Consider the following 12,738-nt stretch of genomic DNA (forward strand, 5'->3'; position numbering starts at 1 on the left):
CACCCGCCCCACCCGCGAGTTTTTGTCCAGATAATGGCGCCAAACGCGTATATTCCAGCCATTATCTGGACAAAAACTCGCGGAAGGAGAGTGCGATGGACTGGCAGGCTGCCGGGGGCTACTTCTTGCGCCCGAACTTTGGCAGGTTGGCCAGCAGGTCCGCGGCCTTGGTCGCTGCCCGGCCCACGGTCCGGCCGATCTGCTGCGGCATGGTGTCATCGCTGAGCGGGGTTGCGGTACCGCCGGCAATAACGACGGCGGGGCTCAGCTCCGCATCCTCGCGTGCCAGTACGGCGGCCACGGCTGCGTCACTGGGCACGAAGGTTGCCGCGCCGCTTTCGCTGCCAGCTTCCGCAGCGGGAGCCTCAGGTGACTTTGCGACGGCGGCCGCCCGGCCGACGTCGAACGTTTCCAGCCAGCTGATAACGCCTTCCAGCGGCTTGGGGTTCAGCGCGTAGTAGCGCTTCTGGCCCTGCGCCCGCATACTGACCAGCTGCGCCTCGCGAAGGACTTTCAGGTGCTTGGAAATGGTGGGCTGGCTGGCGGAGAGTTCCTCCACCAGCTCCCCCACTGCTTTGTCCCCCGCGCGAAGGGATACCAGGATGTCGCGCCGGGTTGCTTCCGCAATGACGGCAAATACGTCGTCTGTCACCATGCCTCCCACCCTAGCGACATATACGCCGGAGGGCATCCACTATTTCGTACTGCACCGGGGTACGACTGCCCTGACCTAGTCGAACCAGGGATCCAGGCCGTGGAACGGGAAAACGGCTTTGCGCGTGGCCATGACCGACCGGTCCACGGCGTCGTTTGGGTCGAACCCCACTTCCCAGGATCGCCACCAAAGCTCCACGTCATCGCCCATCATGGCCGGGGCATCCCTCCCGAACTTCGCCAACACGTAGGCGCGCCAATCCTCGGGCACGGGCGTGCGCAGCGGGACGGGGCGCCCTGCGGCGATGGCGATCAGGTGGCTCCAGGAGCGCGGAACAACGTCCGTGACGCTGTACCCGCCACCGCCGGTGGCAATCCAGCGGCCCCCGCAGTGCCGGGTTGCAAGGTTCCCGACGGCGGTGGCTGCCTCACGCTGGCCGTCCACGCTGATTTTCAGGTGGGCAAGCGGGTCGTGGCGGTGCGAATCGCAGCCGTGCTGGCTGACGATGACTTCAGGCTGGAACGCCCCCATGAGCTGAGGCACCACGGCGTGGAAGGCGCGAAGCCACCCGGCGTCCCCCGTTCCGGAGGGCAGGGCCACGTTCACGGCGCTGCCTTCGGCCTGCGGACCGCCGGTATCGTTGGCGAAGCCGGTCCCCGGGAACAGCGTGAGTCCACTTTCGTGCAGCGAGATGGTGAGCACTCGGGGGTCATCCCAGAAGATGCTCTCCGTTCCGTCCCCGTGGTGTGCGTCGACGTCGACATACACCACGCGGCGGATGCCGCCGTCGAGCAGTCGTTGGATGGCCAGCGCGGAGTCGTTGTAGATGCAAAAGCCGCTGGCCCGGTCCCGGGCGGCGTGGTGCAGGCCGCCACCGAAGTTCACAGCGTGCAGCGCCGACCCGTCGAGGATGTCGGACGCGGCCATCAGCGACCCGCCGGCCAACCTCGCGGCCGCCTCGTGCATACCTGCGAAGGCGGGATCATCGTCAGTGCCCAGGCCGCGGGCTTCGTTCGGCGACGTCGGGTCCTCGCTCACTCGGCGGACCGCCGCCACAAATTCGGGCGAGTGCACGGTCTCCAGTTCGGCGTCGGAGGCCACCTCAGGGGCGGCAACGGCAACGTGCCCAAGGTCGAACAGTCCCAGGCTTTGGGCGAGGCGCGCCGTCAGGTCCAGGCGTGCCGGGGCCATTGGGTGTCCCGGACCGAAGTTGTAAGCGGTCATGGCGGAATTCCACACCACCATCGTTGGTGGCGCGGGCTGGCTGAGGCCCGGCAGGTATGTCATCAATCACAGGCTACCGGAGGTCGCCACCACGCTGGCCCGGCCATTGCGCGCGCATTAGTGGTTTACTACTGAAGGAAACAGTTTCTACCGAGGAAAAGCCACCCATGACGGAACGCCAGTCGAGGCCCCAAAACCCGGCCGCTTGGCATCCTGCCGCACCGGAGGGTGGAGGCCTCTGGATTTTCACCCGGGTGCGCGACTTCATTGACGACATCGCCAACACCTCGCCGGCCCGGCTTGCGTTGAGCGCGTTCGGGATTGTCATCCTGATCTTCACGTTCCTCCTGTCCTTGCCCGTCTCAACCGCCACCGGCGCTGCCACCCCGTTGCACCAGGCATTGTTCACCGCAGTGTCAGCCGTCTGCGTCACCGGCCTGACGGTGGTTTCGACGGCGGTGCACTGGTCTTTCTTCGGCCAACTCGTCATCCTGGTGGGCATCTTTGTGGGCGGCTTGGGCACGCTGACGCTGGCCTCCCTGCTGGCACTGATGGTCAGCAAGAAACTCGGCGTGCGCGGCAAGCTGATCGCCCAGGAGGCCATGAACAACGCGGGGCGCCTGGGCGAGGTGGGTACGCTGCTGCGGATCGTCATTACCACCTCCGTGGTGATCGAAGCCGCTCTGGCCCTCGCCCTGGTACCCCGGTTCCTCACGCTCGGCGAACCGTTCTGGCAGTCGGTGTGGCACGGAGTCTTCTACGCCATCTCGTCATTCAACAACGCCGGCTTCACCCCACACTCGGACGGCATTGTTCCCTACGAGACGGACCTGTGGATCCTGATACCGCTGATGCTTGGCGTTCTCCTGGGCAGCCTCGGTTTTCCGGTGGTTATGGTCCTGCAGCAGAACGGGCTCAACTGGAAGAAGTGGAACCTCCACACCAAGCTGACCATTCAGGTGTCTTTCATCCTGCTGGCCGCCGGCACGGTGCTGTGGGGGCTGATGGAGTGGGACAACGCCCGGACCATCGGGGCGATGGACTTTGGGGACAAGATCACGCATTCACTGTTCGCGTCCGTCATGACCAGGTCCGGCGGGTTCAACCTGGTGGAGCAGAACCACATGGAGTCCACCACCATGCTGCTCACGGATGCGCTGATGTTCGCCGGCGGCGGCTCGGCGTCCACCGCAGGAGGCATCAAGGTCACCACGATAGCCGTGATGTTCCTCGCCATTGTGGCGGAAGCCCGGGGCGACTCCGACGTCAAAGTCTACGGCCGGACCATCCCGGAGGGCACCATGCGGGTGGCCATCTCCGTGATTGTGGCCGGCGCCACCCTGGTGTCCCTCTCCGCGTTCCTGCTCCTGCAGATCAGCGGGGCGTCCCTGGACCGGGTGCTGTTCGAAACCATCTCAGCGTTCGCCACCGTGGGACTGAGCACAAACCTCAGTGCCGAGCTGCCGCCGGCGGGCGTTTACGTCCTGGCCGGCCTTATGTTCGCGGGCCGCGTCGGCACCGTCACCCTTGCTGCTGCACTGGCCCTGCGCCAACGCAGCCAGCTGTTCCACTACCCGGAAGAGAGGCCCATCATTGGCTAATTCCTCAGGCGCCCCCAACCGCCCCGCCCACAACGCGCCTGTGCTGGTCATCGGGCTGGGGCGCTTCGGCGCGTCCACGGCCGAGCAACTGGTGAAACAGGGCCGCGAGGTGCTCGCGATCGAACGCGACCGTACCCTGGTTCAGAAGTGGGCGCCGCTCCTGACCCATGTGGTGGAGGCGGACGCCACGAACATCGATGCGCTCCGCCAGCTCGGCGCGCCGGAGTTCAGCTCGGCCGTAGTGGGAGTGGGCACGTCCATCGAGTCATCCGTGCTGATCACCGTGAACCTGGTGGACCTGGGCATCGAGCATCTCTGGGTCAAGGCCATCACGCCCTCGCACGGCAAGATTCTCACCCGGATCGGCGCCAACCATGTGATCTATCCCGAGGCCGACGCCGGCGTCCGGGCCGCGCACCTCGTCTCCGGCCGGATGCTTGACTTCATCGAGTTCGACGACGACTTCGCCATCGTGAAGATGTACCCGCCGCGCGAGACGGTGGGCTTCACCCTCGACGAGTCCAAGGTGCGCTCCAAGTATGGCGTGACGATTGTTGGCGTGAAGTCCCCCGGCGAGGACTTCACGTACGCGCGCCCCGAAACCAAGGTGTCGGCCCGCGACATGCTGATCGTGTCCGGGCATGTGGACCTGCTGGAACGGTTCGCCGCCCGTCCGTAGCCACCCGCACTCCGCGGCCTCCGAGTTTTTGTCCAGTTGTTGGCCCGAAAACCGGCATTTTGGTTCATTATCTGGACAAAAACTCCGGGGTCAGCCCAGCTGCCGGGTGATCTCCGCGGCACGGTCTGCGGCGGCGCGGGCGCCGGCGGCGATGATGGCCGGCAGGTCGCGGTCGTCGAAAGTGGCGATGGCCCGCTCCGTGGTGCCGTTGGGGCTCGTGACACCCTTGCGGAGCGCGGAGGGGTCGGCGCCCGGCTCGGCGAGCATGAAGCCGCCTCCAGCTACAGTCTCCCTGGCCAGAAGCTGCGCCAGCTCAGGAGCCAGGCCCAGCTCGACGCCCGCCGCGGCCATGGCCTCTGCGAGGTAGAACACGTAGGCCGGCCCCGAGCCGCTGATGGCGGACAACGCATCGACTTGCTCTTCAGGCACCTCCACCACCGTGCCCGCACCACGGAAGATGTCCTTTGCCAGCTGGAGCTGTTCCGGAGTGCAGTTGGTACCTGGAGAGACGGACACGACGCCGCGGCCCAGCTTGGCAGGGGTGTTCGGCATCGTCCGGATGACGGGCTGCCCGGCCGGCAACGCAGCTTCCAGTTGCGCCAGCGAAACACCCACTGCCACGCTGACAACGATGGTCCTGGGCGACAGGGAACCGCTGATCTCGTGCGCCAAATCTGCGATGCCCACCGGCTTGACGCCGAGAATAACCACACCGGAGCCCTTGGCCGCCTGCTTGTTGTTGTCCGGTTCCTCTTCACCGGCGATGGCCGTAATGCCGGGGTGGCGTTCTGCCAGCTCCGCAGCGCGTTCGGCGCGCCTGACTGTGGCCACGACGTCGGCGGGGTCGGTTCCAGCCTCAAGGAGGCCGGAAAGGATGGCTTCGTTCATGGATCCACAGCCAAGGAAGGCGATTCGGTTGCTCATGGACCCATCATTGCAGTTAGGTCCAACGGCTGCCGATTTCTTACACGCACGCGGGGTCAGATCCGGCCCGGTGCGCCGCGGCTATTGGGCCGGGAGTGACCCCGCGTTCCCTGGAAAAGCGATTCACAGGCTACTCCCATGTTGGCTGCAGCTTGCGCACAAGTTACCGGCCTAACGTTGTTATTACCTCATTGAGGGTGCGAGTGATGCGGCAAGCATGGGAATGTTTGCCCGTGGCGCCGGCGTTTGCAGCAGGTTTTCCCCCATTTTCCTGCTGTGGATGCCGGCGCTTTCGCGTTAACCGCGGTTAGCCCGCGGAGGCGACGGCGAAAAGGCCCGCGACGCCGAGCAGGTACAGGATCAGGACCACCAGGGAGTCGACCCCCATGCCCAGCACTTTGCGCCGGGGCCGGAAGATCAGCCCCAGCATGTACACCAGCGTCAGCAGGATGGCCAGTGCTGTGAGATAGATGTCCGTTGACTGGGCCTGCGGAAGAACCGGTTTTCCGGAGATTAGTACGGCAACCAGGAAGAGTACGGGCAGAAACGCATTGCCGCCGAAAATATCGCTGAACGCCAGCTTGTAATCCCCCTGCTTGACCGAGGCCAGCCCGGTGGAGATCTCCGGCAAAGACGTTGCCAGCGCCAGGAAGGTGGCGCCAAAAAGGACCCCCGAGAGACCCATATGGCCCGCGATCGCTTCGCCGCTGCGTTCCAGCGCCACGCCGGAAGCGAGGGTGACGGCGGCGGCAATAGTAAAGATTGTGACCGAGCGCGCGGTGCTCTGGGCCTTTGCGTTCTTCGCGGACGTCGCCTTGCTGTGTCCGCGGGGCTTCGCCTGGCTATCTGGAGCATGTCCCTGCTCATGCCACGGCAGGGATTTCTGGGAGCGTTGGACCAGGAACAAGCCCAACAGCCAGATCAGGACGATCAGCACTGCTGCTGGCGTGAGCCGGAATGCCACCAGCGACACCGGCATTTGGCTGCCCGCGATCACGACACCGAGTACCCCGATGACCGTAACCGCCTCGATGACCAGCGACAAGGACGCCGCCCGGTAGCTCAACGCTTCGGGGCCCTTGGTACCGAAAAGGTCCAGGACAACAAGCACCACCGTCTGGATCGCAATGCCGCCCAGGATGTTACCCACCGCAACGCCGATATTTCCGGTGGCGGCCGCACTCACCGTAATGGCAATCTCCGGCAGGTTTGTGGCCACCGCCAGGAGGATCAGGCCACCGAGTGCCGATCCGAGGTGGAGCCTGTCATCAAGGACGTCGGTCTGCCGGGACAGCTGAACTCCGGCCAGCCAGATAGCGGCCGCGGCAGCAGCAAAAATGAGGACCAACATCGGCAGCGGCATCGACTCCACTTTGGCTCCTTGTCATGCAACCTTAGGCGGGTGTTACCTCGATGGTATTCCGGGCTGGGTCGAGGTTAGCGATGTGGGGTGCCGGATCCAGCGGACCCGCAAAAACCAACTGGTCCAGGCGGCGGAGGATAAGGCCCTCGCGCAGCGCCCAAGGGCAGATCCGCATTTTCTTGAACTTGAACATCTCCAGCGCGGCTTCAGCCACCAGCGCCCCTGCGAGCAGTTGATGCGCCCGGGCATCGGACACCCCGGGAAGGAAAAGCCGGTCCTCGACCTTCATGGCCGAAATCCGTTGCGCCCAGACCCCCAGATCGGTGGCGTTCAACTCGCGCTTCACATAAGGACCGGCGGCGCTCGGGGCCGCCCCGGCGATCCGCGCGAGCGACCGGAAGGTTTTGGAGGTTCCCGCTACCAGGTTGGCCCGGCCCAGGCCTTCGAACTTGCTCACGGCCGGGGCGAGCGTACTCCGGATGTAACGTCTGAGCTCCTTGACGCTTTTGGCCGACGGCGGATCCTCCGACAGCCAGTCCCTGGTCAGGCGGCTGGCACCGAGCGGCACGGACGTGGCGACCTCAGGCAGTTCGTCCTGGCCGAACGCCATTTCGAAGGAACCGCCACCGATGTCCAGGTTGAGGACAGGGCCGGCTCCCCAGCCGTACCAGCGGCGGACCGCGAAGAAGGTCATGGAAGCTTCTTCGCTGCCTGTCAGCTCCTGCAGCGTCACCGTGGTCTCGTACTTGACGCGAGCCATCACGGCAGGGCCGTTGGTGGCTTCACGGATAGCGGAGGTACAGAAAGCCAGCAGGTCATCGGCCTTGTGCCGGGCAGCGAACTCCCAGGCTTCCAGGACGAATTCGATCAGCTCGTGCTGCCCGGCATCGGTGATGTTGCCGTCGCCGTCCAGGTACTGCACCAGGGACAGCGGCCGCTTATGCGAGGCGAAAGGGACCGGGCGCGCGCCAGGGTGGGCATCCACCAGGAGAAGGTGGACAGTATTGGACCCGATATCGAGGACGCCTAGCCGCATCCTGCCATTATTCCCCCGCCCGGGCCATCACCCACAACCGGTCCAAAAGCGTCAGTTGGCGGAAGGGTCCTCGGGTGAGCCGTCGGGCAGCTCATCAGCGCGTTTGAAATCGCGTTTGATGTTGGCGACGCCCTCGGGGTTGATCTCGAAACCATACGCGGCTCCGGGGTTGATCACCATGCCCATGTCCTCGCCGATATTGGCGATGATGGCTGCGCCCTGCGTCCCCAGGACAATCGGGGCCGCCTCCAGGTACTGCTCGTCAACGCGGGTGGGGTGCGAGAATACGGCCAGGACCGGTTCGCCCTCAGCGTTCGCCAGGACCAGCGGCTCCACCTGGGAATCTTCGCCTTCGATGCCGTCGGTACTGATGACGTAGACCTCGCTGTTGAGGAACGACAGGATGACGTCCACCGGGCTGCCCTCAGGCTGACCGCCCAAAGCGAGCTTCTCTTCGAGGTCGTTCTGCGGCTTGGGGTCGGCTGTGCCGGGCTGTTCAGTCATGTATCTACATGACCACGTTGGGCACGACTGCGCAATTCCGGTAATCCGGACATGCGCAATTCTCGGCGCGCCCGCTCAATCCTCACGTACACGCACGCTGCAGGATTACTTCCATCCAGGTTTCGACAGGCTCAACCACCGGGACTTACTTCTTGGCTGCCGCCTTCTTCTTGGCCGGGGCCTTGCGGGCGGTGGTGGTGCGCTTGACCGGCCCCTTGGCCCGCTTCTCGGCGAGGAGTTCCACGGCCTGTTGCCGGGTGAGTTCCTCCAGGGAGGTGGAGCGCGGCACGGTGATGTTGGTGATGCCGTCGGTGATGTAAGGGCCGAAGCGGCCTTCCTTCACCACAATATTCTTCTCCGAAACAGGGTCCGGACCGAACTCTGCCAAGGGCGGCACCGCGGCACGTGCGCCGCGTTGCTTCGGCTGGGAGTAGATCTCCAGCGCCTGCTCCAGCGTGATGGTGAAGATTTCCTCTTCGGTGCCGATGGAGCGGGAGTCCGTGCCCTTCTTCAGGTACGGGCCAAAGCGGCCGTTCTGCACGGTGATGAGATTGCCTTCGGCGTCCTCACCGAGCGCGCGGGGCAGGCTCATCAGCTGGAGTGCTTCGTCCAAGCTGACGGAGTCGACGGTCATCGATGCAAACAGTGACCCGGTGCGCGGCTTGGCCTTGACCGGCTTCTTCGGCGGTTTGGGCTTGCCGTTCTTGTAGTACTCGACCGGCTGGTTGGCGATCTGTTCCTCGGTCATCTCGGGGATGACTTCGGTGACGTAGGCGCCGTAGCGGCCGTTCTTGGCAACCACCGTGTGGCCGGTGTGCGGGTCTGCGCCCAGCACCCGTTCCTCCGGGGCGGCGGTCTCCATCAGTTCGATGGCCTTGGCAGCCGTCAGCTCGTCCGGCGCCAGATCCTCGGGGACGTTGGCACGGGAGTTCTCCACGATTTCGCCGGTCTTCGGATCAACCGTGGCAGCAGAGCTTTCCAGGTACGGGCCGAACTTTCCCACCCGCAGCGTGATCTCGTCCGTAATGGGAATGGAGTTGATTTCCCGGGCATCGATCTCACCGAGGTTGTTCACGATGCTCAGCAGGCCCGGATCGGAGTCCTCGCCGAAGTAGAAATGGCGCAGCCAGGCGGCACCCACGGCCTGGCCATTGGCGATCTTGTCCAGGTCGCCTTCCATGTCTGCCGTGAACTCGTAGTCCACGTAGTCCGTGAAGTGCTGCTCGAGCAGGCGGATCACTGAGAACGCGATCCAGCTGGGCACCAGCGCGGAACCCTGTTTCCGGACGTAGCCGCGGTCCTGGATGGTGGAGATGGTGGACGCGTAGGTTGACGGACGGCCGATGCCCTTCTTCTCCAACTCGGCGGTCAGGGACGCTTCCGTGAAGCGCGGCGGCGGCGAGGTCTCGTGGCCCACAGCAACAATGTCCGACGACGTCAGGGCATCATCCTTTGCGACGTTCGGGAGCCTGCGGGCCTCCTCGGAGTCGTCGTCGCCGCGGCTCTCGTCCTTGCCTTCTTCATAGGCGGCCAGGAAGCCGGGGAAGGTGATGACAGTGCCGGAAGCCGAGAATTCAGCGTCCCGGCCGTCGGTAGCAACGGCGCCGAGCCGGATGGTGGCCGTGGAGCCCTTGGCGTCGCCCATCTGGGATGCGACGGTGCGCTTCCAGATCAGCTCGTACAGGCGGAACTCGTCGCCGGAGAGGAGCTTGGCCACCTGTGCCGGGGTGCGGAAGGAGTCACCGGCGGGGCGGATGGCCTCGTGGGCTTCCTGCGCGTTTGCCGCCTTGCTGGTGTAGACCCGGGGCGACGCGGGGATATACTCCGGGCCGTACAGCTCGGAAGCCTGGCGGCGGGCAGCGGTGACGGCTTCGTCGCTCAGCGCGGAGGAGTCGGTACGCATATAAGTGATGTAGCCGTTTTCATACAGGCGCTGGGCGACTTGCATGGTGCTCTTTGACGTAAACCGCAGCTTGCGGCCGGCTTCCTGCTGCAGCGTGGACGTGGTGAACGGCGCGGCCGGGCGGCGGGTATACGGCTTGGTATCCACGGATCGGACGCGGAAGTCCGCATCCTGGAGGCCCGCGGCCAGGGACGTGGCGAGTTCCTCGCTGAGGTGGGCGGCGTTGCGGGCGGTGAGTTCGCCGTCGTCGTTAAAGTCGCGGCCGCTGGCCACCTTGGCGCCGTCAACGGCAGCCAGTTTCGCCTTGAAGGAGGCGGTGCCGGCGCCGAACTGGCCGGTCAGGTCCCAGTAGGACGCGGCCTTGAACGCCATGCGTTCGCGTTCGCGGTCCACCACCATGCGGGTGACCACTGACTGGACGCGCCCGGCGGACAGGCCGCGGGCCACCTTGCGCCAGAGTACCGGCGAGATTTCGTAGCCGTAGAGGCGGTCCAGGACGCGGCGGGTTTCCTGCGCGTCCACCAGGGCCGTATCAACATCGCGCAGGTTGTCCATGGCGCGGTGGATGGCTTCCTTGGTGATTTCGCCGAACGTCATCCGGTATACCGGGACCTTGGGCTTCAGGACCTCCAGCAGGTGCCACGCGATGGCCTCGCCCTCGCGGTCCCCATCGGTTGCGAGGTAGAGGGCGTCGGCATCCTTGAGCGCCGCCTTCAGCTCGGTGACCTTCTTCCGCTTGTCCGCAGACACCACGTAATAGGGCTTGAAGTCGTTTTCGATGTCGACGGCGAACTTGCCCACCGAGGTCTTCTTCAGTTCCGCGGGAAGCTCGGATGGCTGCGGCAGGTCGCGGATGTGACCGATGGAGGCCTCTACGATGAAGCCTTCGCCGAGGTATTTGGCGATGGTCTTGCTCTTGGCCGGAGACTCCACAATCACGAGTTTTTTGCCGGTTTTGGCCTTGCTTGGCACGGTGCTCCTACAGAAAAAGGTTGCTCGGGCAGATGAGCCCATACTCGCCTAGTTCACCATATTTTGGCCGAGGATGCGCATTCATGTGGAAAACGTCCGGGTCCGCAGGGCGGTTTCCGGCCCCGGTTTCAACGTTATCCACAGCCTCCGGAATCCCGCTTATTCGGCCGGCAGCAGGAATCCGTCGCGGACCAGATTGCCTGCCTCGGTGAGCAGCCCGGCCCGGAAGGCGTCGCCGTCGAACCCGTCCTCCCCGGCCAGGCTCCCACCCAGCAGTGCGGCCAGGGCGCCGATGATCTGCGCGACGGAGAGGTCGCCGTCGCACGCGGAGACGAACCCGGCCAGTTCCGTGCTGAGTAGGTTGGTCCGACGCAGCCCGGCACCCTGGCGGAGCAGGATCACGCCCGGATGCTCCGCGCCGGGGCGCTGGTGGCGTTCCTCCGTGACGTCGTCCGCCACGATCAGGTGCGCGTCCGCCAGGTCGTTCAGGGCAAGCCAGTCGGAACGCTCGACGGCGGCCCCCAGGTGCGGTCCCACCGGCTGTTCGATGGGGTACGTGATTTCCTCGAAGCGGCTGATGGCGCCGGCGGACCCGGCGGCAGGCCGCCGGAGCCAGATCATCCCGAAGCCGATCCCCTCCACGTCCCGGGCGGCGAAGTCCGCGAGGTACGCCGCGTACGCGTCCCGGTAGTGCTGCCGGTCGCGGGATTCGGAGGCGTCCTGCAGCCACGTTTCGGCGTACTGTTCGGGGCCCACCTGCTCGCGCTGGATGAACCAGGCATCCGTGCCCGGGCTGATCCAGCTTTGCGGCCGCTGGTGCCACGCTGTTCCCGCCGGGATTTCCCAGTTGCCGAGCAGCTGGGCGGTGCCGCCAGGGGCCAGGACGCCGGGCAGGGCGGCTATGAGGGAGGACACAATCTCGTCCCCGGGCAGGCCGCCGTCGCGGTAGGTGAACTGCCCGGACGCCGCTTCACCGGATGTCCGCGGCGTGATCACAAACGGCGGGTTGGACACCACCAGCTCGAACTCCTCCCCGGCCACGGGATCCAGCAGCGACCCCAGCCGCAGGGTCACCCGGTTTTCCAGGCGAGCGGGATCCAGCAGCAGCGCTTCGGCATTCAGGAGCAGGTTGAACCGGGTGAACGCGAGGGCACGTTCGGAGATGTCCGTGGCCGTGACATGCTCGGCATGGTGCAGCAGGTGGAAGGACTGGATTCCGCAGCCCGTCCCCAAGTCCAGCGCCTTGGCTACGTGCCGGCGGACGGTGGTCTGCACCAGCGTGGTGGACGCCTGCCCGATCCCCAGCACATGGTCGTGCCGCAGGACCCCGGCCTGCTGGTGCGCGGCGAGGTCGCTGGCTACCCAGAGTTCGGCGCCGCCACTGCCGTCTTCGTTAGCATCCCAGCCGTACGGACGCAGGTCCGCCTTGGCCTGCAGCAGTTGGGTGCCGGACAGATCGGTGCCGGGCTGCTCAAAGCCGGGCACGGGCTCCAGCAACCCCAGCTCCACCAAGCCGTCGGCCCGGATCCCCGACAGGGCGGCGTCGAGCGTTGCCCGCGCCTGCGGTTCCGCCAGGAGCCAGAGGCGAACGACGGCGGCGAGCGCCGCCGTTGCTGATCCGCCGCCGGCGGGCGAACCATGGGCGGCACTTTCGGTGGCCAGCAGGGCCGGGATGATCTGGTCGCGGTTGAGCGCGTTGTAGGCTGACTCACCCAGCAGCCCGGCCACGCCGTCGAGCGTGTAGTCCACCGCGCGCAAGTCGGCGGCGAGCGCCCTCAGCAGCCCGGAGCGGTCGCTGCGCGGCGCGTCGGGGGTGTTGCCGGCAAGGAAGAGCGTGGAATCAGTCACCGCCCAAGTCTATTGGCGGGCGGCGCTTC

At 65.6% G+C, this 12,738-nt stretch carries 10 protein-coding genes; 2 read left to right on the forward strand and 8 right to left on the reverse strand.

Going from position 1 to position 12,738, the window contains the following annotated elements; all coding sequences use genetic code 11:
• Nucleotides 1–118 precede the first annotated feature (118 nt).
• Nucleotides 119–655 (reverse strand): ArsR/SmtB family transcription factor, encoded by a 537-nt coding sequence (locus ABIB45_RS19610; protein WP_354217517.1) that lies wholly within the window; start codon nucleotides 653–655, stop codon nucleotides 119–121.
• A 75-nt stretch (nucleotides 656–730) separates the two neighbouring features.
• Entirely contained in the window at nucleotides 731–1,942 is a 1,212-nt protein-coding gene (locus ABIB45_RS19615; protein WP_354217518.1) for an acetoin utilization protein AcuC, read from the reverse strand.
• A gap of 104 nt (nucleotides 1,943–2,046) precedes the next feature.
• Here ABIB45_RS19615 and ABIB45_RS19620 point away from each other — a divergent pair, with 104 nt between their 5' ends.
• Both ABIB45_RS19620 and ABIB45_RS19625 read left to right on the forward strand, forming a co-directional pair.
• On the forward strand, nucleotides 2,047–3,480 hold the full coding sequence (locus ABIB45_RS19620; protein WP_354217519.1) for a TrkH family potassium uptake protein: 1,434 nt from the start codon (nucleotides 2,047–2,049) through the stop codon (nucleotides 3,478–3,480).
• A 40-nt stretch (nucleotides 3,481–3,520) separates the two neighbouring features.
• On the forward strand, nucleotides 3,521–4,159 hold the full coding sequence (locus ABIB45_RS19625) for a potassium channel family protein (protein ID WP_502909206.1): 639 nt from the start codon (nucleotides 3,521–3,523) through the stop codon (nucleotides 4,157–4,159).
• Between the two features lie 90 nt (nucleotides 4,160–4,249).
• Here ABIB45_RS19625 and proC read toward each other — a convergent pair whose 3' ends face one another.
• From proC to ABIB45_RS19655, 6 genes are all read right to left on the reverse strand, one after another.
• Entirely contained in the window at nucleotides 4,250–5,083 is an 834-nt protein-coding gene (proC, locus tag ABIB45_RS19630; protein ID WP_354217521.1) for a pyrroline-5-carboxylate reductase, read from the reverse strand.
• A gap of 307 nt (nucleotides 5,084–5,390) precedes the next feature.
• Entirely contained in the window at nucleotides 5,391–6,446 is a 1,056-nt protein-coding gene (locus tag ABIB45_RS19635) for a sodium:calcium antiporter (RefSeq protein ID WP_354217552.1), read from the reverse strand.
• 31 nt (nucleotides 6,447–6,477) lie between these two features.
• Nucleotides 6,478–7,482, reverse strand: coding sequence for a Ppx/GppA phosphatase family protein (locus ABIB45_RS19640; protein ID WP_354217522.1), 1,005 nt, complete (start codon nucleotides 7,480–7,482; stop codon nucleotides 6,478–6,480).
• A gap of 51 nt (nucleotides 7,483–7,533) precedes the next feature.
• The gene (locus ABIB45_RS19645; RefSeq protein WP_354217523.1) at nucleotides 7,534–7,986 is read right to left on the reverse strand and encodes an SseB family protein; all 453 of its coding nucleotides are present in this window, start codon (nucleotides 7,984–7,986) and stop codon (nucleotides 7,534–7,536) included.
• Nucleotides 7,987–8,131: 145 nt separating this feature from the next.
• Nucleotides 8,132–10,861, reverse strand: coding sequence for a type I DNA topoisomerase (topA, locus tag ABIB45_RS19650; RefSeq protein WP_354217524.1), 2,730 nt, complete (start codon nucleotides 10,859–10,861; stop codon nucleotides 8,132–8,134).
• A 159-nt stretch (nucleotides 10,862–11,020) separates the two neighbouring features.
• On the reverse strand, nucleotides 11,021–12,709 hold the full coding sequence (locus ABIB45_RS19655; protein WP_354217525.1) for a DUF7059 domain-containing protein: 1,689 nt from the start codon (nucleotides 12,707–12,709) through the stop codon (nucleotides 11,021–11,023).
• Between the last annotated feature and the right edge of the window lie 29 nt (nucleotides 12,710–12,738).

The organism is Arthrobacter sp. UYCo732 (assembly GCF_040547265.1).
GTDB lineage: Bacteria > Actinomycetota > Actinomycetes > Actinomycetales > Micrococcaceae > Arthrobacter.